The following is a 23,254-nucleotide window of genomic DNA, read 5'->3' as shown; positions in this document are numbered from 1 at the left end:
CTGCGCGCGCGGTTTGTCCTGGTTTTACGTTCGGAGTTCCTCATGTTTTCCCTTTACGAAGCGTTGCGCGCTCCGGCGGCGCGCCGGCTAGGCCTGCTTGCAGCCCTGGTGCTGTTCAATCCGATCTCGATACTCGTTGCCGCACCACAAGTCGCGGATCTGACGTTGGATGCCGCGACGCGTGACGCGGTAGCGCAAGCCCCCTTGTTGCAGGCTCGCCGCGAGCGTTCGACTTCGGCGCACGAAGAAGCCGCCCGCGCCGGTGCGCTGCCGGACCCGCAACTCATCACCGGCATCGACAACCTTGCTACTCAGGGGCGCGGCGCCTTCACGGCCGGTGGCGACAGCATGACCATGCGCAGCGTGGGCTTCAGCCAAGTGCTGCCTTCGCGCAGCCTCCGTCGAGCCCAGCACGCCGAGGCCGACGCGAATGCGGACGTTGCAGCCTCGTCGGTGCAAATGACAGATCTCGCCATTCGCCAGCAGACCGCTCAAGCCTGGGTCGCCGCCTGGGCTGCTGTCGAGGAGCAGCACATGCTCGGCATGCTGCGTGACGAGTGGGCCGTGGATCTGGTCGCAGCCAAGGCTCGATTGCGCGGCGGCGCTGGCACAGCTGCGGATGTGCTGGCGGTGCGCGCACAAGCGCTGGATCTGGAAAACCGTTTCGACGACGCCCGTGCGCGAGAGGTGCAGGCCAGGGCGAGCCTGACCCGTTGGCTGGGTTCGCCGGTGACCCAGCCGTTGGCAGCGCCACCCGATTTCTCGCAAGCCCCGAAAGACGAGCAAACCCTGCTCGCCCATCTTGATGATCAAGGCGAACTGCTGGACTGGCCCGGGCGTGAGCGCGCCGCGGAAGCGGCGTTGGCTGAGGCTCAAGCGGCCAAGCATCCTGAGTGGAACGTAAGCGTGAGCTACGGATCGCGCGTGCGCGGTCTTTCGGACATGGTCACGCTGCAAGTGGGCGTTAGCCTGCCTCTGTTCACCACCAACCGGCAGGATCGCGGCATCTCAGCACGCGCAGCTGATCTGGACGCAGTCCGCTCCGAGCATGAAGACGCCCGCCAACAACAAGCTGAGATCGTGCGCTCGGCGTGGGCGCAATGGCAGGCCACGGGCAGGGAGGTGCAGCGCCATCTGCAACAACTGCTGCCGCTGGCTGACGATCGCGCCAAGCTCGCATTGGCTGCTTATCGAGGTGGCGGCGACCTGCAGCCTTTGCTGGAAGCACGCCGCGATGAACTGAACCATCACCTCGATTACGCCCGCATGCTGGCCGATTACGGCCGTGCGTGGGCAACCCTGGCTTATCTGATGCCCGACGGGAGCACGCCATGAAGCGCACCGTTCTTTTCCTGTTCGTGCTAATCGCCGCTTCGATGCTGATTCTGGCCGGTTATATCGCTGGCACGTGGCATTCATCGTCGGCCACCTCCGCCGCCATGCCCGCCGGCCAAACCTCGGGCAAGCGGGTGCTCTACTGGTACGACCCGATGATTCCTGCAGAGCACCACGACCAACCCGGTTTATCGTCGATGGGCATGCAGATGATCCCCAAGTACGCGGGCGAGGAAGACAGCGGCGGCGGTGTGCGCATCGACTCCGCGACTGTGCAGAATCTCGGCGTGCGTACCGCCCTGGTCGAGCGACGCGTGCTTGATGATGCGATCAAGGTGCCCGGTACGATCACCTGGGATCTCGACGAGGCCAGCGTGGTGAGCGCACGCGTCGATGGTGTCATCACCCGGCTCGCGGTGCGTGAGCCTTATTCCTCAGTGCTCAAGGGAACGCCACTAGCCGAATTGACCGCGCCGGCCTGGAGCAGTGCCGTCGCCGAATACACAGCATTGGGCCAGACCCGTTCGCCCGATGCGCAAGCCCTGCGAAGCGCTGCGCGCGAGCGGCTCGCGGTGCTGGGCATGGAAGCTGATGACCTCCGCTCCATCGGCAGCAACGGTGGTGTGACTTTGCACGCACCACAAGATGGCGTCGTCACCCAAATTGACATGCGCGAAGGCCAGCGCGTCAACGCGGGCCAAACCTTGATGATGCTTAACGGCTTGGCCAAGGTGTGGATTGAAGCTGCGTTGCCACAAGCGCTGGCAGGTGCTGTGCGTTCTGGCACGCCGGTATCGGTGAGCACCAACGCGCTGCCCGGCCGGCGCTTTGCCGGCACCGTGCAGGCCATGCTGCCCGATCTGGATGGCAGCACGCGCACTCAGCGCGCGCGCATCGTATTGGCCAATCCGGACGGTGCCTTGAGTCCTGGCATGTTCGTGCAGGTCGGGTTGAAGCCTGCGCTTGGCGAAGCGACGCCAGTCATCCCCGATGAAGCCTTGATCGCCACCGGCGAACAGGCGCGTGTGATCGTGGCCGATGACGCCAATCACTTTCATCCGGTGGTGGTGCGTACGGGTCGCACTGCGGACGGCTATACGCAGATCCTCGCCGGATTGCAGGAAGGCCAGCGCATCGTGGTGTCCGGCCAGTTCCTGATCGATTCCGAAGCGAGCTTGTCCGGCGCACTGGAACGGTTGGGCAATCCAAAGGCTTCGTCCACCGACAAGAACAGTGATACAGCCATACCGGCCGAAGCCGGTAGCACGATGAGCATGCCGATGAACGACATGCCTGCGAAAGCGAGCAGCGCTTCCGCGATGCCGAAAGGAGAGCAGCCGTGATTGCGGCGCTGATCCGCACTGCCATCGCGCATCGGCTTCTGGTGCTGCTGGCTGCAGCCATATTGGCTCTGGCTGGCGTGTTCGCAACGCTGCACACGCCGATCGACGCGTTGCCTGATCTTTCCGATACCCAAGTGATCATCCGCACGCCATGGCCAGGCCAGTCTGCGCAAATCGTTGAAGACCAGGTGACCTATCCGCTCGCCACCACCATGCTCTCGGTGCCTGGCGCCAAAGTGGTACGCGGCTATTCCTTCTTCGGCGATTCCTACGTCTACGTCCTGTTCGACGACAGTACCGACTTGTATTGGGCGCGTTCGCGAGTGCTCGAATACCTGAGCCAGGTCCGCGATCGCTTGCCGCCCGGCGTGAGCCCTGCACTGGGACCCGATGCCACCGGCCTCGGCTGGATCTACGAATATGCACTGGTCGATCGCAGCGGCCATCACGACCTGGGGCAGCTGCGCGCGCTACAGGATTGGTTCCTGCGCTATCAACTCAAGACCGTGCCTGATGTTGCCGAAGTGGCAAGCCTGGGCGGCATGGAACGCACGTGGCAGATCGTGCCCGACCCACAGGCGCTCGCTGCGCGCGGCATAACCGTGCAGCAACTGATCGACGCCGTGCGCACGGCCAACGGCGCCAATGGTGGTTCCGTGCTCGAGCAGGGCGAGGCCGAATTGATGGTGCGCAGCGAAGGCTACCTGCGCAGTCAGCAGGATTTCGAGCAGGTGCCCATCATGGCCAACGCGAACGGTGTGCCCACACTGTTGCGCGACGTGGCCACAGTACGGCGTGGCCCCGGCTTCCGTCGTGGTGTCGCCGAGCTCGATGGGCAAGGCGAAGTCGCTGGCGGAGTAATCGTGTTGCGCTCGGGCAAGAACGCGAAGGCAGCCATCGCCGCGGTGAAAACGCGGCTGCAGGAACTCAGGCGCAGCCTGCCTGCTGGTGTCGAGATCGTGCCCACCTACGACCGCTCCGAATTGATCGACGCTGCAGTAGAAAATCTGCGCGGCAAGCTGCTGGAAGAATTCATCGTTGTCGCACTGGTCTGTGCATTGTTCCTCGGGCACCTGCGCTCCGCGCTGGTGGCAGTAGTGACTTTGCCACTGGGCGTGCTGACTGCCTTCATCGTGATGAGTGTGCAGGGCGTGTCGGCGAATCTGATGTCACTCGGCGGTATCGCCATCGCGATCGGCGCGATGGTCGATGCGGCGGTGGTGATGATCGAGAACGCGCACAAGCATCTGGAGCACTGGCGCGAAGTCCACGGACGGGAACCTCAAGGTGCTGAACGCTGGACGCTCATGGCCGAAGCCGCTTCCGAAGTGGGGCCTGCGCTATTCGTTAGCCTGCTGATCATCGCGCTTTCCTTTGTGCCGGTGTTCGCACTGCAGGGGCAGGAGGGCAAGCTGTTCAAGCCGCTGGCCTTCACCAAGACCTATGCGATGGCTGCCGCCGCAGGACTCGCGGTGACGCTAGTGCCGGTGCTGATGGGATGGCTGATCCGCGGACGCATCCGAAGCGAGAGCGAGAACCCATTGAATCGGATGTTGATCGCGATCTATCGGCCCATTCTCGATGTGGTGTTGCGCTTTCCCAAGCTCACCTTGGCGCTGGCCGGCCTGCTCATGCTCAGTGCGGCAATTCCCTTGCACCAGTTGGGCAGCGAATTCATGCCGCCGATGGATGAAGGTACTTTGCTCTACATGCCGACTGCCTTGCCGGGCTTGTCGGTGGGCAAGGCCTCGCAACTGCTGCAGATTACGGATCGCATGATCAAAACCGTGCCCGAAGTCGAGCATGTGTTCGGCAAAGCTGGTCGCGCTGAAAGCGCTACTGATCCGGCGCCCACGGAGATGTTCGAGACCACGATCACCTTCAAGCCCAAGTCGCAGTGGCGGCCGGGCATGACCATGGACAAGCTCAAGGAGGAACTGAACCGTGCAGTGAAAGTGCCGGGCCTGACCAACCTGTTCGTACCGCCGATCCGCAATCGTATCGACATGTTGGCGACCGGCATCAAGAGCCCGATCGGCATCAAGGTGCTCGGCGCCGATCCCGCGATGCTGCAGAGCGTGGCCGATCGCATCGAGACCGTTGCTCGCCACGTTCCGGGCGTCACCTCGGCAATTGCCGAACGAGTGGCCAGCGGCCGTTACCTGGATGTGCACATCCGCCGCGACGACGCGGCTCGCTATGGACTGAGCCAGCAACAGTTGCAGGAGTTGATTGCGACGGTGGTTGGCGGTGATCCGATCGGCGAGGTGATCGAGGGTCGTGAACGCTATCCGATCGTGCTGCGCTACCCACGCCAGGAACGCGATTCGGTGGCGAGTCTGCGCGATCTGCCCATCGTCGCCGCGAACGGCGCGCAACTGGTGCTGAGCCAGGTCGCCGATCTCAGTCTGAGTCCAGGTCCACCCATGCTGAAAAGCGAGAACGGCCAGCTTGCCACCTATGTCTATATCGACACGGCCAGCAGCGATCTCGGTCGAGTGGTTGCGGATCTGCAGGACACGGTCGCCAAGCAAGTGCAGTTGCCACCCGGCGTTACTCTGGCCTGGTCAGGGCAGTTCGAATACCTGGTGAGTGCAATACAGCGACTGCAATTTGTCGTGCCCGCTGCATTGGCCATCGTGTTTGCGCTGATCTTCGCGTTGTTCCGCAAAGCCAGCGAAGCGGCCGTGATCATGGCGAGTGTGCCGCTGGCCCTGGTCGGTGGACTATGGTTGATCTGGTTGCTCGGCCACTCGGTATCGGTGGCGACGATGATCGGCTTTATCGCTTTAGCCGGCGTCGCTGCCGAATTCGGCGTCGTGATGCTGCTGTACTTGCGCCATGCCTGGGAGCAGCGGCTGGCTCGCGATCCTCATGCGGATGCGAATGCACTGGATGAAGCGATTCGCGAGGGTGCTGTGCAGCGCGTGCGTCCCAAGGCGATGACGGTTGCAGTGATTCTCGCCGGTCTGTTTCCCATCCTGCTCGGCCACGGTGCTGGCTCCGAGGTCATGCAACGCATCGCTGCGCCGATGGTGGGCGGCATGCTCACTGCGCCGCTACTTTCCATGTTGGTGCTACCTGCAGCGTTTCGTTTGCTGGTTCGGCATCGCTTGCAGCGCGCTGATAAACGTAGGTTGAGTTAGCGCAGCGTAACCCAACAAATCGCCGCCAATATGGTTGGGTTACGCTGCGCTAACCCAACCATACATGGGTATGGCGCGGCGATGTCATGCAAGAAAAAAAGCCCCGCATGAAGCGGGGCTTTTTCTTATGCCATGACAGAAGCCATTACACCTCAGCTTCTTCCTTATATGCATCGATCGGAATGCACGCGCACATCACGTTCTTGTCGCCGTACACGTTATCCACGCGCGCGACCGGCGACCAGTACTTCTGCAGCTTCAAGCTGGGCAGCGGGAAGGCAGCAAGTTCGCGCGGGTAGGCGTGCGTCCACTCCGTGCCGGTCACCATGGTGGCGGTATGCGGCGCGTTCTTGAGCGGATTGTCTTCGCGATCCAGACGGCCGTCTTCGATCGCACGGATTTCATCGCGGATCTGGATCATCGCGTCGATGAAGCGGTCGAGTTCGTGCTGTGATTCGCTTTCGGTGGGTTCCACCATCAGCGTGCCGGGTACCGGGAAGCTGAGTGTCGGTGCGTGGAAGCCGAAGTCGATCAGGCGCTTGGCTACGTCTTCCGCGCTGATGCCGGTGCTGTCCTTGAGCGGGCGCAGGTCGAGAATGCACTCATGTGCCACGAGGCCGTTGCGGCCGGTGTACAGCGTCTCGTAGTGCGATGTCAGGCGCTTGGCGATGTAGTTGGCGTTGAGCAACGCCACTTGCGTAGCCTTGCGCAGACCTTCACGGCCCATCAGCGTGATGTACATCCAGCTGATCGGCAGGATGCTGGCGCTGCCGAAACTCGCCGCACTCACCATGCCGACTTTGCCTTCACCGCCGAGTGTACGTGGCAGGAAAGGAGCGAGATGCGATTTCACAGCGCACGGGCCTACACCCGGACCACCGCCGCCGTGCGGAATGCAGAAGGTCTTGTGCAGGTTGAGGTGTGAAACATCCGAGCCCCACTTGCCGGGCTTGGCCACGCCGACCAGCGCGTTCATGTTGGCGCCGTCGGTGTACACCTGGCCGCCGTGCTGATGCACGATCTCGCAGATGCGCACCACGTCTTCCTCGAACACGCCGTGCGTCGAGGGGTAGGTGATCATCAGCGCGGCGAGGCGATCGGAATATTTCTCCGCCTTCGCGCGAATGTCTTCGACGTCGACGTTGCCGTTGTTGTCGCACTTGGTAACCACCACCGTCATGCCGCACATCTGCGCGGAAGCCGGATTGGTGCCGTGTGCGGATTCGGGGATCAGGCAGATATCGCGCTGATCTTCACCGCGAGAGCGGTGATAGGCACGAATGGCGAGCAAGCCTGCGTATTCACCTTGCGCACCGGAATTCGGCTGCAGGCTTACGGCATCGTAGCCGGTGCATTCCACCAGCATCGCTTCCAGTTCTTCGATCAGCTGCTTGTAGCCCTGCGTCTGGTCGGCGGGCGCGAGCGGATGGATGCCGCCAAATTCCGGCCATGTCACCGGAATCATTTCGGCGGTGGCGTTGAGCTTCATGGTGCAGCTGCCCAGCGGGATCATGGTGCGATCCATCGCCAGGTCCTTGTCGGCCAGCGAGCGCATGTAGCGCAGCAGCTCGTGCTCGCTGTGATGCGTGTTGAACACCGGGTGTTGCAGGAAAGGTTCCTTGCGCAGCAGTGCGACCGGCAGTTCATCTTGCGTGGTGGCGTCTGCTTCGTCGATATCAACGATCTCGGCGCCGAACAGCTGTGCGAGTGCGAACACGTCGGCACGCGTGGTGGTTTCATCCAGGCTGATGCCCACACTCTGGCCGTGGATCTGGCGCAGGTTGATACCTTGGGTTACGGCCTTGGCGTGAATGGCATCGGCATCGACGTTGGTGATGTGCAGCGTATCGAAGAAATCCGTGCCCACCGTCATGCCGGCGCGACGAAGTGCGGCGGCGAGGATGGCCGCGTAACGATGCGTGCGGTGCGCGATGCGCTTCAAGCCATCCGGACCGTGGTACACCGCGTACATGCTTGCCATCACGGCCAGCAGTACCTGCGCGGTGCAGATGTTGGAGGTGGCCTTTTCGCGGCGGATGTGCTGCTCGCGCGTTTGCAAGGTGAGGCGGTAGGCCGGCTTGCCTTCCGCATCAAGCGACACGCCGATCAGACGGCCCGGCATGGAGCGCTTGTAGGCATCACGGCAGGCAAGATAAGCCGCATGCGGGCCACCGAAACCGAACGGCACGCCAAAGCGCTGGCTGTTGCCGATCACGATATCCGCGCCCCACGAGCCTGGCGAAGAGATCAGCGTCAGCGCAAGCAGATCGGTAGCTACGGCGACGATGCCACCGCGCGCGTGCACGGCATCGGCGACAGCATGATAGTCGTGGATCTGGCCGTAGGTGTTCGGGTACTGCAGCAGCACGCCGAAGCTATCGAAGCTGGAGGCTTCAGACGGTTCACCCACGTGCACTTCAATGCCAACGCCATCGGCGCGCGTATGCAGCACTTCGAGCGTTTGCGGATGCACGTCGTTGGCAACGAAGAACACGTTGCTCTTGGATTTCGCCGAACGCTTGGCCAGCGTCATCGCTTCGGCGGCGGCGGTGGCTTCGTCCAGCAACGAGGCGTTGGAGATATCCATGCCCGTTAGATCAGCCACCATGGTCTGGAAGTTGATCAGCGCTTCCATGCGGCCTTGCGAGATCTCCGCCTGATACGGCGTATAGGCCGTGTACCACGCCGGGTTCTCAAGAATATTGCGCAGGATGACGTTCGGCGTGAGCGTGCCGTTATAGCCCTGGCCGATGAAATTTTTGAATACTTTGTTCTTGCGCGCGATGACGCGGATCTTCGCCAGCGCTTCCTCTTCCGTGATGCTCTCCGGCATGGCCAGCGGCTGCTTCGATTTGATCTGGCCGGGCACGATCGCGTCGGTCATCGCTTCGAGCGAGTCGTAGCCGATCACGCGCAGCATCTGTGCGATTTCAGCGTCGTTGGGACCGATATGGCGCTCGATGAAAGCGTCGTGATGCTCGAGTTCGCGCAGCGAGGGAGAGGTGTTCTGGGTCATTGGCAGAGGCGTCCAAAGAAAACGTGCAGGCCGCACGCGGGGCGCCCCTCTGTCCTTTTGCCTGAGAGTTTGGAAGCCAGGATTTATGTGCCTGTGCTTCGTGCCCCTTCGGCGCCGGATTCAACCGGTCTCTCCAGAGTCTTGGTTCACGGCGGTATGGAGCCTGAGCGATTACGGGCGTTGCGCCTTCGGCAGCGGGGTTTTCCCGCTTCTCCCACCGTGTACGTCAAGGCGACGATTATACCTCGCGATGGAACGCGATAGTCCCCTCTCCCCTTTGGGGAGAGGGTTAGGGTGAGGGGCCAATCTTGCCTTGAAAGTTGTACATCGCGCTTAATTTAGAATCGGTGCTTCAAGGCGATGAGAATGGTTGCCGCGAGCGTGTCCCCTCACCCCAACCCTCTCCCCGAAGGGGAGAGGGGGCGGTCGTCCGCGAGAGCAAAAATCATGAACAAACCACCTTTCCGCCTCGAGCACCTCGACCACATCGTGCTGCGTGCCTACGACATTCCCACCATGCTGGCGTTCTACTGCGACGTACTCGGCTGCACGGTGGAGCGGCGCCAGGAAGAAATAGGCCTGATCCAGCTGCGTGCCGGCAAGTCGCTGATCGACCTGGTCAGCATCGACAGCAAGCTCGGGCGCCAGGGCGGCAAGGGACCGGGCACGGAGGGGCACAACATGGATCATCTGTGCCTGAGTGTGGAGGGCTACGACGAAGTCGCCATCGTGGCTCACTTGAAAGCGCATGATGTGCGCGTCGGCGGGATCGGCAGTCGCTATGGAGCCATGGGCGAGGGGCCCTCGATTTATCTCTTTGATCCGCAAGGAAACATGATCGAGTTGAAAGGGCCGCCGGCAGATTAATTGAACCGGATGCTTGCGAATGCATACGTATGCATTCGTGTGCTTTGAAAAAAGCATGGGCCATAGGTCACGAATTTAACGTTTGTGACGTGGGTCTCGTTATAATGCGCGCTCCCCAGGGCACGTGTGCCTGCTGGCCGTAGGCACGGTGCAGCGCATGATGTGTGCAGTCCCGCGAAGCAATTTCCTCGGCATTTGCGGCGGACTTCACGACGGCTTTCGATGCTTGCGGATCTTGCACGTCGCATTCGTGCGCGTGCTGGACGATCCGGGCTGTTCCTGGCGCAAGGAGTTTGAGGCATCGACCGGCTTCCCCACCGGTTGATCCGTTCACCGCGAAGGTATTCGCAGTCTGCTTGCAGCGGGCGGAGCGTGAGCTTCGCGCGCTCGGGTCGTTTGCGGCCCGGCTGCAGGCAGTCGGCTGCATCGCGTTCGCCGAGGGCGCTACAGGTGTTCGATCTTTCAAGTCGCCGCGCCGCGACAGATGTCGTCGCGCGCTTGCAGTTCGAGGGTACCGGTGTGTGTGAATCCGATTTTTCGACGCGGTCATTTGATGGCGATAACGTGAACTCGCTTACTGACGGACCGCAAGCGGCCCATATGGCTGGCATATCTGACCGCGAAGTGGGCAAGCTGCTCAACGATCTGCCGTCTGCGCATGGTTCTGCGCAGGATGGGCGCGCGTGGAAGCGCCGCTTGCACGACCCGGCCAAGCGTGCGCGTCGTGCCGCGCGCGTGGTACGCCATATCCGTTTCGTCTATTTCGCCCACGTCGACGACGACAGCTTGTTCGGTGATTACCACCATGAGCTGGTTTCGGCCGAGGTGCTGATGGATCGTGTGCTCGCTGCGCGTGCTTCGGGCATGAAAGCCGTGCATCCGCATCTGAATAGCGAAGCGGAAGAGCGGTTATTCAACCGCCCTCCGCGTGGCAGCTTCCCTCAAGTCACTCCCGAATACATTCGCTGGTACGGACGCGATGGTGCCCGCCGCAACGAGCCAATGGTGCGCGAGGAGCTGGCCATTGAGCTGATGAGTGAATACGGCTACAGCTACGCCGATGCGCTGGATATCGCGACCAACAATTCCGGTGCGCTGGCGCGCATGGATCAGGCATGGCTGCTCACGCGCGCCAAGACGCCCATCTATTGCCGTCCGTTGCATGCCACGGAGTTTCATCAACTCGCGTGCGCGATCGAAGGGGCTTATCTGGTGCCGCTGGGTGATGCGCAGGTGACGCGTGCCAACACGGAAATCGCACGGCGCGCTGCGGCGGTGCTCAGTACGGTGTTAGACGAGTTCGTGGAAGCGCCATTCCGAATTCCGGTGCTTGCCGAGGCGTTCGCGGAGTTTCACAGCGCACATCTGCTGCGCATCGCGCATGCGCGCCTTGCCGGTTTGCAGCCGATGCCGGTGACCGGCGTGCTGGGTTGGTTTTCCGCCAAGCGTGCGCGGATCTATGCGGAAGTGCAGGCGCGCTTGGCCGCGCGTTAACTCGTAGGCTGGGATGACAATCCCAGCATTCACGAAGCCGCAAAAAGCGCTGGGATTGTCATCCCAGCCTGCGCGAAAAAATCAACACGTCAGCAAGATTGTCCTCTCGCCCCAGCCCTCTCCCGGAGGGGAGAGGGGTGATGAGCGCTACAGCGCAATGGCCTTCTGCCCGGCCGCCTTCAATTTGTCATTGAGCGCGGCCAAATCATGCTGCTTCAACTGCTGCCACTCAGTGAGCGTGCTGGTCAGCGTCTGCGTCAACGTGGTGTATGAAGCCTGCGCATCCGCGCTCGGATCGGCATCGGCATCATCCACCGCGCTCAGCAGCTTTGCAAAGTTCTCAGACAAAGCACGCAAGCTATCCGTGCGACGCGGCGGTACGCCCATCGTGTTGCGCGGATCGGCATGCAGCGGCATGCCAGAGATATCCGAAACCTGCACAATCAGCGCCGCGATCTGATCATGAAGTGCGCCGCTGGCGTGTGCTTGTCTGTCATCCAGGCTTTGCAGCAATTGCTTGGCTTCCGCGCTGGCCTTGGAGGCTTGCGCGGTAGCGGTTTCCACCTTGCCGGCCAATTCGAATTCGCGCTGCATGGCGGCCACCGGCACGGTGACGCGCGGATCGGCCTTCACGACTAACGGCTGCTTGTAGCTGCGGCCATCGACCATAAGCTCCACCGTGTAGTTACCGGGCGGCGCCCACACGCCATCCTTTGCACGCTTGCGCGGCTGGTTTTCGCCCTTGGACGCATAACGCAGGTTCCAAACGAAGCGATGCATGCCGGCCGTGGTAAGCATCGGCGTGGGAACAGGCACCCATTCCGGCGCGTACTCAAGCTTGACGGGGTCGAGCATCGGCGGCTTGTCATCGCTGCTGAAGCTATGCACCTTGTTGTTCTGCGCGTCGTAGATCGTCAGCGTGACCGGACCCTTCACGTGTTCGGGCAACGCGTAGTCGATCATCGCGCCATCCGGCGGATTGGCGGCTAGCGGTTCATCCTTCGGCATCGGCGTGCCCGTGAACATCGGATGGCGTACGCGGTACGCATCGGCGGGCTTGAACAGCGTAACGGCTTGGGTGCTCGTGCCATCCGTCTGGCGCAGAGCCGTCATGTTGTCCATGATCCAGAAGCCGCGACCGTGCGTAGCGATCACCAGGTCATTCTCGTGTACGTCGATGTCGCGCACGGATGTTGAAGGCAGGTTCTGCTGCAGCGCTTGCCAATGTGCTCCGTCGTCGAACGAGACGTACATGCCTTTCTCGGTGCCAGCGTAGAGCAGGCCTTTGCGCACCGGATCTTCACGCACCACGTTGACGAAGCTGTCGGCAGGAATGCCGTTGTCGATGCGTGTCCAGTTCTTGCCGCCATCGGTGGTGCGATAGATGTAGGGCGCATCGTCGTCCAGGCGATGGCGATCGATGGCGAGATAGGCGACATCCGCGCCGAAATGCGAGGCCTCGATGCCGCCCACTTTCGACCAGGGCGTCAACGCTGTCGGCGTCACATTGTTCCAGTGTGCGCCTTCGTCGTCGGTGCGCCACACCAGTCCGTCATCCGTGCCTACCCACAGGGCTTTTGCATCGAGCGGGGAGGGCGCAATGGTGTAGATCACGCCGCGTTGCTTGTCGACGTGACTGTCGTCGGATGCAGTCGTTGCATCGAGATTGGCCGGCACGCCGGTATCGGGTTGAGTGAGGTCGGGGCTGATCGGTGCCCAGTGTTCACCGCCATCGGCGGTGCGGAACAGGCGCTGGTTCGCGAAATACAGCACTTTGTGATCGCGCTTGGAGAATTGCAGCGGCAGCGTCCACGCCGCACGGTAATGCGCAGCGGGATACGCCAGCGTGGGATCGACACTGCGCACCTGTTCGGTACGCATGTCGAGCTTGTCTACACGGCCACCGTAGACGATGTCGTGATCGTCCGGATCGGGCGCGATCATGTCGCTTTCGCCGCCGGGGGTGATCTCGTGGAATTGCTGCATGGTCACGCCGTCGCTATTGCCACTGCGGCTGGGCAGTGCGACCGCGCCAGAATCCTGCTGCGCGCCATACACCCAATACGGGAAACGATTGTCAGTGCTGACGTGATAGATCTGCGCCGTCGGCTGGTTGTACCAGCTGCTCCAGGTCGCGCCACCGTTGAGCGTGATCAGCGTGCCTTGGTCGACGCCGAGAATCTGGCGATTCGAGTTGGTCGGGTCGATCCACATTTCATGGAAATCATCGCCGGTGGGATCACCTTTCAACGCCATGAACTGCTTGCCGCCATCATCCGAGCGCAGCACGATGGTGTTCATCACATACACGCGATCGGCGTTCTTGGGATCCACAGTGAGGCGATTGAAATACCAGCCGCGCTGCCAGATGCGTTGATCATCGGTGACGTGCTTCCAATGTGCGCCGCCGTCGTCGGAACGATAAAGGCCACCTTCGCCATCTGCGGCATCGACCAGCGCATAGACGCGATTCGGTTCACTCAACGCGGTAGCCAGGCCGATGCGCCCGGGATGCGCGGCAAAACCATTGCCCTGGACCTGCGTCCAATGCGAACCGCCATCATGCGTGACATACAGGCCGCTGCCGGGGCCGTTCGACGGCGGATACACGCTCCACGGCGGCCGGCGCGTCTGCCACAGCGACGCATAGATCGTGTTCGGATCATCCGGCTTGAACGCAAGATCGATCGCACCGGTATCGTTGTCCTTGAACAGCACTTTCTCCCAGTGCTGGCCGCCGTCGGTGGAACGAAATACGCCGCGCTCTGCATTCGGGCCATAGGCATGGCCAAGCGCAGCCACGTACACCACATCGGGATTGTGCGGATCGATCAGGATGCGCCCGATCTGCCGGCTGTCTTCCAGGCCGATGCGGCTCCAGTGCTTGCCGCCATCGGTGGACTTGTACATGCCGTTGCCGTGTGCGATATCCGAGCGCATGTCGGCTTCGCCGGTGCCTACATAAACCGTGTCCTGCCGTGAGGGCGCCACCGCAAGCGCGCCGATCGAGCCCACATGCTGATCGTCGAAAATGGGCTGCCAGGTACGGCCGGCATCATTGGTTTTCCACACGCCACCGTCGACCGCACCGAAATAGAAATGCCGGTCATCACCGGGAATGCCGCTGACGGCCAACACACGGCCGCCACGGAAGGGGCCAATCAGGCGCCAGTGCAGGTCCTGGTACAACGAGGGATCGACCGTGGCGTGGGCAGCGAATGCAGTGGATAGGCCGAGGGAGAATAAAGCGAGGCGACGCAGGTGCACGGGGCGGTATCTCTTGCGGGGAGTGTTGTTTTTCGCCCTCTTCGGAACATCATTCTCCTCCCCCTGCTTGCAGGGGAGGGAGCAATGCTGCACAAAAGGAGAGGGAGCGGTCACTGCAATGTAACGCTAGAGACACGCATCCCAAAGGGTAAACCGATGGCATATAGCCAGACGCGCGCCTATGCGCGATAAAACACGGCTGCCCTACTGTTGCCTGGATGTCGCATGTCGCCGTTGCGCCGCGCCGCGTTGCCGTTTTGCCTGTTGCTTTCGCTGCTTTCCCTCTCGGCCTACGCGCAGGACGACGATCAACAAGGCGTCAATAGCCGTAAGCCCACCAACCTGCCCATGGTGAAGGTCCACGCGGACGATTGGCGCAAATACCTCAAAGCCAAGCTGCAATACCAGATGCCGGAGGTGGACGGCCCCAAGATCACCGTGACCAAGAAAACCACGGTCACGCATCTGGAAAGCCAGCCCACGGTGATCGGCAACAACCTCAACCAGGCGCTGGCACGCACGCCGGGCGTGGTGGTTTCCGAGCAACCCACGCCCACGCAGTTCAACTTCAACTATCGCGGCATCGGCAATCCGCAGGAATCGGAATACGTACTGGTGATGCAGGATGGCATCCCGATGGAGGGCGACTGGATCGGCTTCCCCACGCTGTATGCCTTTCCGCTCACGCAAAGCTTGTCAGAGGTGCAACTCATCCGCGGTGGCTCCAGCCTGCTGTACGGGCCTGAGCCGGCGCCGGTGATCAATCTGGTATCCAAGCGCCCCGCGCCCGGTACGCCACTTACGGTGAGCACCGAGAACGTCGTGGGCGAGCACGGTTTGTTCTCCAGCTACAACGTGATCGAGCGCAACCAAGGCGCGTGGGCATTCCGTGCCGATACCGGCTATGTGCACAGCGACGGCACGCGCGCAAACGACGGCTCGCAGAATCGGCAGGCTGATCTGTATCTTGCCTACAAACCGGATGATCACCAGCAGTGGTGGTTCGATTTTCATGCCATCAGCGCCGTATCCGGCGATCCGGGACGGTTGAGCTACACACAATGGCAGAATGATCCACGCACGGTGACCACGCCGTACAACCGCGACTGGGTCAACCGCGATCAACTCGTGCTGGGCCACACGCATGAATTCGGCAATCACTGGTCGCTGGAAGCCAAACTGTGGTTCACCTATCAAGACCTGGTCAGCCGTGCAGCGAAAGCACAACTGCCCGGGCAGGCACCGCCGAGCACCACCACACTGCAGGACGAAGCCTTCCGCACCTATGGCACCGATGTGCGCCTGCGCAAAAACTGGGGGCGGGGCAATGCATTCACGGTCGGCACGGTCTTGTTCCATGGCAGCGATCCGTTCCGCCAGTGGAGCACGCCAGACCTTGCCGTCGCGCGTGATGATCACAGCGGTACACAGATACTGAACCAGCGCCGCAGCTCGCAATATGCTTCGTTGTTCGCGGAGAACGTATTCCGTCTGCCGCATCGCATTCACATCGTGCCGTCCTTGCGCCTGGAACGCGAACGCGTTGCGGTGGATGAAACGGTACGTCCGCCATTCCTTTCGCGTCCGCTGATCCATGAAGCTGATGCGCGGCATAAGCCGCTGTTCGGTCTCGGCCTGGGCAACGATTTTGGTCACGGCAACGAAACCTATTTCAACGTGTCGCAAGGCTGGCGTCCGTTGCGCTTCTTCGACATTGCACCGCCTTTCAGCAACCTCCAGCAAGGGCATGCTGCGCAGCTTTCCAACTCCGTATCGTGGGAGGCCGGTGTGCATGGCGCGCCCGTCACCGGCTTGTATTACGACGTGAGCGTGTTCTGGATCAACTTCCGCAATCGCCTGGAAACGCAGTACATCAACGCGATCGACACCGTTTACGTGAACACGGGCGACACGCGCAGCCGCGGCTTTGAGGGGCAGCTCGATTACGATTTCTTCGCGCCCACGAATTACGCCACGCAGGGTCAGCACCTGGAAGCCTTCGTCAACGTCAGCTTGCTCAACGCGCGCTTCACCGCAAGCCGCATTGCGGGGCAGGTGGGCAAGACACCGGCGTTCTCGCCGGATTATCTGCTGAAAACCGGTATCACCTGGCGTAACGAGCGCGTCAAGCTGAGTCTGACCGCAGTCTCATCCGCGGCGCAATATTGGCAGGATTCCGATCAGGCCTACGGTAGCGGCCTGACCTATATGCCGGCGCGTATTCCAGCATATACAGTGGTGGATGTGGCGTCGGACTGGCAGTTGAATCATTCGTTGCGCTTGCTTGCGGGTATCAGCAATCTGGGCGATCGGCGGTACTTTGATCGCGTTTGGCAGAATGGGCTGGAGCCGGCAGTGGGGCGGACGTGGTACACGGGTTTTGCGCTTAGTTACTAAGCATTCGTTTCTGTTGGGGCAGCTATCTAAACATAATCCCGAACGACTCCATCTTGCCCGGCCGTCATTCCCGCGAAAGCGGGAATCCATCTTTGCTTTTTGCATCAGGGCAACATGGATTCCCGCTTTCGCGGGAATGACGGCAAGGAAGCATCAAGGAGCTTGGGTGGTTCACTAACTTTGCAGCGGGAGTCATCCATGTCCGTACGCTCTCTCCTCCGTCTCTCAGTCTTCACTACTGCATTGCTGCTCGCCGGCGTTGCACCGTTGCACGCAGATACGCCGTCGGTACCGAACAGCGCAAGCAACGCGCTTGAATGGCGTCAAATAGGTCCTTTCCGTGGCGGCTGGGCCACCATGGCCGCGGGCGATCCCGGTAAGGCCGACACGTTCTACATCGGCACCGCGGGCGGCGGCGTGTGGAAAACGACGGATGCAGGCCGCACTTGGCAACCGACTTTCGACACGATGCCGGCTGCATCCATCGGTGCAATCACCTTGGCGCCATCCAACCCCAACGTGATCTATGCCGGCTCCGGTCAAGTTGCTGCACGCTATGACGTGGCAGCCGGCAACGGCATGTACCGCTCCGATGACACCGGCAAAACGTGGCAGCACATCGGCCTCACGGAGAGCAAGCACATCGGCCGCATCCTGGTCGATCCACATGATGCGAACACGCTGCTGGTTGGCGTGCTCGGCCATTACTTCGGTCCGAACAAGGAACGTGGTGTTTATCGTTCCACCGACGGCGGCAAGACGTGGCAGCAAACCTTGTTCGTCGACGCCGATACGGGCGTAGTGGATCTGGCCGCTGATCCGTCCAATCCGAGCATCGTGTACGCCGCGGCGTGGCAAGTACGCAACTATCCGTGGCTATCGTACTTCCAGCCGAATGCCGGACCTGGGAGTGGCCTCTATAAATCCACTGACGGCGGCCTCACCTGGAAGCGCATCAGTGGCAACGGTTGGCCGAACGGCCAGCTGGCGCGCATCGGTATTGCCACTACAAGCGGCAATCGCGTGTACGCCGTGGTGCATTCCGCCGATCCGGGCAAGGACAGTGGCTTGTATCGTTCCGACGACGGCGGTACCACGTGGCAGGCGGTAAGCCATGAATCCTGGCTGCCGAACGATTACTTCAGCCGTACCACCGTCGATCCGCAGAACCGCGATCGCCTTTATTCGGCGGGGCAGTCCATCCGCCGCTCTGATGATGGCGGCAAGCATTGGGAAATTTTCAAAGGTGCACCGGGCGGCGATGATTACCACTTCTTGTGGATCGACCCGCGTGATTCGCAACGCATGATTGCCGCCGGCGATCAAGGTGCCGTCGTTACCGTCAATGGCGGCAAAACCTGGAGCAGTTGGTACAACCAGCCGACCGGCCAGTTCTATCACCTCGCCACCGACAATCAGTTCCCGTATTGGATTTATTCCGGGCAGCAGGATTCGGGCACGGTCGGTGTCGCCAGCCGTAGCGACTACGGCGCGCTTTCCTATCGCGACTGGCGCCCGGTTGGCGGCGATGAGCGCGATTACGATCTGCCGTATCCGGACGATCCCAACATCGTGTTCGGCTCTGGACTTGGCGGTCGCGTATCGCGCTGGGATCGCCGCACCGGCGTCGTGCAGAACGTCACCGCGTGGCCGGTAAGCAGCTACGGTATGCGTCCCACGGATTTCAAATACCACTACACGTGGATCACGCCGATCGCGTTTTCTGCCAAGGCACCTTATGCGCTTTATCTTGGTGCGCAGGTGTTGTTCCGTACCACCGACCAAGGTCAGCATTGGGAGGTCATCAGCCCCGACCTTAGCGCGAAGAAGGAAGGTGCTACCGAAGGTTGCAAAGGCAATCCCACTGCGCAGCAAGCGCGCGATTGCGGTTACGGCGTGGTCTACAGCATTGCGCCTTCGCCTTTCACCAACGACGAAATCTGGATCGGTACCGATGACGGTTCCATTCAACTCACTCGCAATGGCGGCAAGAGCTGGCAGAACGTTACACCGAAGGATCTGCCGAACTGGGGCATCGTCAGTTCGCTCGATCTTTCCGCGGTTCAGCAGGGTACTGCGTATGCGGCTGTCGATAACCATCGCCAGGACGATTTCCGTCCGCACGTGTGGCGCACGCACGACTACGGCAAAACCTGGACGGATATCTCAGCCGGTTTGCCGGAAGACGATTTCGTAAGCGTGGTGCGTACCGATACGCAGCGCGAAGGTTTGCTCTTTGCTGGTACCGATCGTGGCGTCTACGTATCGCTCGATGACGGCGCGCATTGGCAATCGCTGCAACGCAATCTGCCCACCGCTTGGGTGCGCGATCTGACAATTCACGGCAGCGATCTGATTGCTGGCACGCAGGGCAGGGCGATCTGGATACTCGACGACATTACGCCATTGCGCCAAGCCACTGCTGATGGTGCACGCAAGACCGTGCTCTACACACCTGCCGATGCCGTGCGTGTGCGCGCCAACGAAAACAAAGACACACCACTGCCGCCCGACGAGCCGCTGGGCAAGAACCCGCCTGCCGGCGCGGTCATCGATTATCAATTGGCGAGTGCGGCGAAGACCGTCACGCTGGATATTCTCGATGGCGACGGCAAAGTGGTCCGCCATTTCTCCAGCGCTGACAAGCCAGAAAATCTCCCAGCGGAACGCTATTTCCAGAAAGGGTGGCTAGGCTCACCGGAAATGCTGGGCACTAGTGCCGGTGCGCATCGATTCGTGTGGAACCTGCGTTATCCGCGTCCGCAAGCCTTGCAGTACGGCTACAGCATCGCAGCCACGTGGGACTCCGACACGCCGCTCACCCCGGAAGGCCCGCTTGCACTGCCTGGTAAATACCAGGTTGTGCTCACTGTCGACGGCAAGTCCTACCGCGCGCCGCTGAACGTCGTGGCAGACCCGCGCGTATCCATCGATCAAAACGCACTCACCGAAGGCCTCGCCTTCTCACGCGAAGTTGGTGCAGCGTTGCAGCAAGTCTGGCAAACCCACGGCGAAGTGGATGCCGTACGCAACCAGCTCGATGAAGCCGAGAAAAAACTCGGCGACGACGCCAGCCACAAATCCCAGCATGACGAGATCGAAGCTTTCCGCAAGAAAACCGGTCCGCTTGTCTCCGGCGACGGCGAAATGTCCACCAACCTCGAAGCGATGAACGATGCGCTCACCGCCATCGCCTCCGATCTGGAAGGTGCTGATCGTGCGCCAACGGATGGGCAGCGGCAGGCGTTCGCGCAATTCAAAACGAATCTCGACAAAGCGACCTCGCAATGGCAATCGATTCGTGGCGCAGACTTGGCGACGTTGAACGCCCATCTGCATGCTGCGGGAATCAAGGCGATCACTGTGCCCGCGGCGAATCAGATTCATGCCGAAGCATCGGCTGATTCGGACGACATTCCTTAATGTAGCGACACGCAAGCCCCCTCTCCCTTCGGGGAGAGGGCCAATCTCGCAAAAAGTCTTGCTCCCTCCTGAAGCTGTCATTTCCGCGAAAGCATCTCCGCTCGCGGCAATGACGATGAGGCGAAGCTCCCTCTCCCGTTACCCACAGCACCTTGCTCCTTTTCCTGATTGCAGGGAGGGGCATAGGTGAGCGCATGCTCTGTCCTCCAATTTCGAGTTGGTCGAAGACTTTTTATTAATAACAAGGATGTTATATTTGTGGCATGGCAAATCAGCTACTACAACGCAAAGGTCGCAGCTCACATAGAGGGCTGGCCGTCAGGTGTGCGTGCCAATTTCTTGCGCATTGTTGAAGTGATGGCGGAACTTGGCCCGGACATCGGCATGCCTCACACGCGGGCGATGGGAGCGGGTTTGTTCGAGGTTCGAGCAAAAGGGCGCGAAGGCATCGGGCGCGCGTTCTATTGCTCAATTGTGGGACGGCGCATCGTGATCCTGCACGCCATCATCAAGAAAACAGAAAAGACCCCGTCGCATGACCTGGACGTTGCGCGGGCCAGGTTGAAGGAGGTCAAGGCATGACGCGCGAACAATACGAGCCGGTTGCGCTGAACGTTGAGGCTACGCGCAAGCGTTGGCGCAAGGAACCCGCTTTTGCGTCAGCCTATGATGCGCTGGCTGATGAGTTTGCGGCGCTGGCCGAACTGGTGCGTGCGCGCCAACGTGCTGAGCTGACACAGGCGGATGTGGCCGAGCGCATGGGTGTGGCGCAAGCGTCGGTTGCGCGGTTAGAAGCCAGTGCAGGCAGTCGCAAACATGCTCCGTCGATGGCTACCCTGCGGCGTTATGCCGATGCAGTGGGTTGCGAGCTCCGCATAACGCTGGCGGTAAAGCGAAAAGAGAGGCATCGGGCTGTTTAGCCGCAATGCGTGGGCTGGCAGAAACATTTCGAGATGTGTGCTTCTCGCATGACTCGATGATCAAACTGACTAATTGGATCGCAACTTACGTAGTGCCTTCTCGGTGTCGGGTTATCTGCCGTTTGGCAGATCTCGGCGAGCCCCCATCAAGCACGCAACCTCCGGCCGGCAATCTGTGACACACCGCACTACAGCGCCATAGGCGAGCGTCATGCTGCCCAGCAGCAAAATTTCGCAACTGTAATCATCGATTCCACGCTTTTGCGTTAGAGTCCGTCGCATCGCCGATGCGATCGGTTTGTTGTGTCGAGTCAACCGGGGGAGAGGAGTATGACGGTGGTATCTGAAGATGCAGGGGCGTCGAAGGGAACGGCGTCCGGCTGGTTGGCGAGGGAACGCACGATTGCAGGGCCGCGTTTCAACCGCTGGCTGGTGCCGCCTGCTGCCTTGGCCATCCATCTATGCATCGGCATGGCTTATGGTTTTTCCGTGTTCTGGCTGCCAATGAGCAAGCTCGTGCCGGGCGCGGCAAGTTGCGCGAATCTCGGTTTCTTCGCGCAGTTGTTTGCAGGATCGTGCAATTGGACGGTGCCTGCGGTTACGCATATTTTCGAAACCTTCATCGCCATGCTTGGCATTTCTGCGGCTATCTGGGGTGGATGGCTGGAGCATGCCGGGCCGCGCAAGGCGGGTTTCATTTCTGCACTGTGCTGGGGTGGTGGGTTGGTGATCGGCGGCATCGGCGTATCGATGCATCAGTTGTGGCTGGTGTTTGTTGGTTGCGGTGTGCTGGGCGGCATTGGCCTGGGGTTGGGCTACATTTCGCCGGTGTCGACGCTGATCAAGTGGTTCCCCGATCGCCGCGGCCTCGCGACCGGTTTCGCGATCATGGGTTTCGGTGGTGGAGCGATGATCGGTGCGCCGATCGCGGTGGCCTTGATGGCGCGCTTTACCAACGGTGATGTACCTGGCGTGGCTAGCACGTTGATGGTGATGGGCGTGCTCTATTTCATTGCGATGTCGGCGGGTGCGTTCGGTTTTCGGGTGCCGCCGAGTGGCTGGAAGCCGGCCGGATGGAATGCGCCGGCCTCCACCAACAGTTTGATCACCACCAAGCACGTGCATCTGAACCGTGCATGGAAAACGCCGCAGTTCTGGATGCTCTGGGTTGTGTTGTGCATGAACGTGACAGCAGGCATCGGCGTGCTTGCCATGGCCAGCCCGATGTTCCAGGAGGTGTTTGGCGGACGCTTGCTGGGCGTCGATGCAGCCACGGTGCTTACCACAGCGCAGAAGGCATCGATCGCTGCTGCGGCGGCCGGCCTGGTGGGCCTGATCAGCTTGTTCAACAGCCTTGGCCGCATTTTCTGGGCATCCACGTCCGACTTCATCGGCCGCAAGACCACGTATGTGGTGTTCTTCGTGCTCGGCATCCTTTTGTATTGCAGTCTGCCGACGCTGGGGCATATGGGCTTGGCCGGCGTATTCGTGATCGCCGTGTGCGTGATCATGTCGATGTACGGCGGTGGCTTCTCCACGGTGCCGGCTTACCTGGCAGACATTTTCGGTACACAAATGGTCGGTGCCATTCACGGCCGCCTGCTGACGGCGTGGTCGGTGGCGGGCGTTGCGGGGCCGTTCCTGATCGCGGCAATACGCGAGGCGCAATTGAACGCTGGCGTCGCCAAGAATCTGGTCTATGACCGCACGCTCTACATTCTGGCCGGCTTGCTGCTGGTTGGCCTTATCGCCAATTTAATGGTCAGGCCGGTCAAGGAAGAGCACCATATGACCGAAGAGGAACTGGCACGCGAGCGCTCGCTGCAGCACGAAGCGCCTCATGTCGTGGCGAACGCCGATCAGGCGGCGCGCGGTGGGTTTGGCATCGTAGGTATCGTCGCCTGGGCGCTGGTTGGCATTCCGTTCCTGATCGGCGTGTGGATTGCGCTTAGCAAGGCTGCCGCGCTGTTTTGAGGTGTTCGATGGTTTTGATGTTCGGCTGTGCGATATCCGCTCCCTCCCCTACGTGCAGTAGGGGAGGGCTGG

12 protein-coding genes and 2 riboswitches are annotated in these 23,254 nt (G+C 61.1%); of the genes, 10 read left to right on the top strand and 2 right to left on the bottom strand.

The features are described 5' to 3' along the window. The first annotated feature begins 42 nt into the window (after positions 1-42). The 3 genes from QQJ86_RS22410 to QQJ86_RS22400 are packed head-to-tail and all read left to right on the top strand — an operon-like array spanning position 43 to position 5,824. On the top strand, positions 43-1,335 hold the full coding sequence (locus QQJ86_RS22410; RefSeq protein ID WP_284323200.1) for a TolC family protein: 1,293 nt from the start codon (positions 43-45) through the stop codon (positions 1,333-1,335). After that, positions 1,332-2,678 carry an efflux RND transporter periplasmic adaptor subunit gene (locus tag QQJ86_RS22405; protein WP_284323199.1) on the top strand — a complete coding sequence of 449 codons (1,347 nt, stop codon included), beginning with the start codon at positions 1,332-1,334 and terminating at the stop codon, positions 2,676-2,678. The genes QQJ86_RS22410 and QQJ86_RS22405 overlap by 4 nt, the downstream gene beginning before the upstream one ends. Further along, positions 2,675-5,824 (top strand): efflux RND transporter permease subunit, encoded by a 3,150-nt coding sequence (locus QQJ86_RS22400; protein ID WP_284323198.1) that lies wholly within the window; start codon positions 2,675-2,677, stop codon positions 5,822-5,824. The genes QQJ86_RS22405 and QQJ86_RS22400 overlap by 4 nt, the downstream gene beginning before the upstream one ends. Positions 5,825-5,969: 145 nt before the next feature. Here QQJ86_RS22400 and gcvP read toward each other — a convergent pair whose 3' ends face one another. Further along, positions 5,970-8,840 (bottom strand): aminomethyl-transferring glycine dehydrogenase, encoded by a 2,871-nt coding sequence (gene gcvP, locus QQJ86_RS22395; RefSeq protein ID WP_284323197.1) that lies wholly within the window; start codon positions 8,838-8,840, stop codon positions 5,970-5,972. Between the two features lie 47 nt (positions 8,841-8,887). After that, positions 8,888-8,979: riboswitch (glycine riboswitch) on the bottom strand. Between the two features lie 3 nt (positions 8,980-8,982). Next, a riboswitch (glycine riboswitch) is annotated at positions 8,983-9,067 on the bottom strand. Positions 9,068-9,287: 220 nt separating this feature from the next. On the opposite strand from gcvP, the gene QQJ86_RS22390 reads away from it, so the two are divergent. Both QQJ86_RS22390 and QQJ86_RS22385 read left to right on the top strand, forming a co-directional pair. Next, on the top strand, positions 9,288-9,707 hold the full coding sequence (locus tag QQJ86_RS22390; protein WP_284323196.1) for a VOC family protein: 420 nt from the start codon (positions 9,288-9,290) through the stop codon (positions 9,705-9,707). Between the two features lie 450 nt (positions 9,708-10,157). Then, positions 10,158-11,201, top strand: a complete 1,044-nt coding sequence (locus QQJ86_RS22385; protein WP_284323195.1) for a hypothetical protein — start codon at positions 10,158-10,160, stop codon at positions 11,199-11,201. Positions 11,202-11,348: 147 nt separating this feature from the next. Here the strand turns inward: QQJ86_RS22385 and QQJ86_RS22380 are convergent, their stop codons facing one another. After that, entirely contained in the window at positions 11,349-14,468 is a 3,120-nt protein-coding gene (locus QQJ86_RS22380) for a WD40/YVTN/BNR-like repeat-containing protein (RefSeq protein WP_284323194.1), read from the bottom strand. Positions 14,469-14,693: 225 nt separating this feature from the next. On the opposite strand from QQJ86_RS22380, the gene QQJ86_RS22375 reads away from it, so the two are divergent. The 5 genes from QQJ86_RS22375 to QQJ86_RS22355 all read left to right on the top strand — a co-directional run bounded on the left by QQJ86_RS22375 (position 14,694) and on the right by QQJ86_RS22355 (position 23,182). After that, positions 14,694-16,865 (top strand): TonB-dependent receptor family protein, encoded by a 2,172-nt coding sequence (locus QQJ86_RS22375; RefSeq protein ID WP_284323193.1) that lies wholly within the window; start codon positions 14,694-14,696, stop codon positions 16,863-16,865. 198 nt (positions 16,866-17,063) lie between these two features. After that, a complete protein-coding gene (locus QQJ86_RS22370) occupies positions 17,064-20,288 on the top strand; it encodes a WD40/YVTN/BNR-like repeat-containing protein (RefSeq protein WP_284323192.1) in 3,225 nt (1,074 codons plus the stop codon). 258 nt (positions 20,289-20,546) lie between these two features. Beyond that, positions 20,547-20,870, top strand: a complete 324-nt coding sequence (locus tag QQJ86_RS22365; protein ID WP_284323191.1) for a type II toxin-antitoxin system RelE/ParE family toxin — start codon at positions 20,547-20,549, stop codon at positions 20,868-20,870. After that, a complete protein-coding gene (locus QQJ86_RS22360) occupies positions 20,867-21,208 on the top strand; it encodes a helix-turn-helix transcriptional regulator (RefSeq protein ID WP_284323190.1) in 342 nt (113 codons plus the stop codon). The genes QQJ86_RS22365 and QQJ86_RS22360 overlap by 4 nt, the downstream gene beginning before the upstream one ends. A gap of 330 nt (positions 21,209-21,538) precedes the next feature. Continuing rightward, positions 21,539-23,182 carry an OFA family MFS transporter gene (locus tag QQJ86_RS22355; RefSeq protein ID WP_284323189.1) on the top strand — a complete coding sequence of 548 codons (1,644 nt, stop codon included), beginning with the start codon at positions 21,539-21,541 and terminating at the stop codon, positions 23,180-23,182. Positions 23,183-23,254 lie beyond the last annotated feature (72 nt).

The sequence above is a fragment of the Dyella acidisoli genome, assembly GCF_030160295.1.
In the GTDB taxonomy this organism is placed as follows: domain Bacteria; phylum Pseudomonadota; class Gammaproteobacteria; order Xanthomonadales; family Rhodanobacteraceae; genus Dyella_B; species Dyella_B acidisoli.
Note: the sequence above shows the minus strand (reverse complement) of the source record. Positions and strands in the feature narration are given on the sequence as shown.

Excerpts from the sequence above, each read along its gene's own strand:
- QQJ86_RS22410 (WP_284323200.1), top strand. The coding sequence starts at position 43 with ATGTTTTCCCTTTACGAAGCGTTGCGCGCTCCGGCGGCGCGCCGGCTA.
- QQJ86_RS22405 (WP_284323199.1), top strand. The coding sequence starts at position 1,332 with ATGAAGCGCACCGTTCTTTTCCTGTTCGTGCTAATCGCCGCTTCGATG.
- gcvP (WP_284323197.1), bottom strand. The coding sequence starts at position 8,840 with ATGACCCAGAACACCTCTCCCTCGCTGCGCGAACTCGAGCATCACGAC.
- QQJ86_RS22390 (WP_284323196.1), top strand. The coding sequence starts at position 9,288 with ATGAACAAACCACCTTTCCGCCTCGAGCACCTCGACCACATCGTGCTG.
- QQJ86_RS22375 (WP_284323193.1), top strand. The coding sequence starts at position 14,694 with ATGTCGCCGTTGCGCCGCGCCGCGTTGCCGTTTTGCCTGTTGCTTTCG.
- QQJ86_RS22370 (WP_284323192.1), top strand. The coding sequence starts at position 17,064 with ATGTCCGTACGCTCTCTCCTCCGTCTCTCAGTCTTCACTACTGCATTG.
- QQJ86_RS22360 (WP_284323190.1), top strand. The coding sequence starts at position 20,867 with ATGACGCGCGAACAATACGAGCCGGTTGCGCTGAACGTTGAGGCTACG.
- QQJ86_RS22355 (WP_284323189.1), top strand. The coding sequence starts at position 21,539 with ATGACGGTGGTATCTGAAGATGCAGGGGCGTCGAAGGGAACGGCGTCC.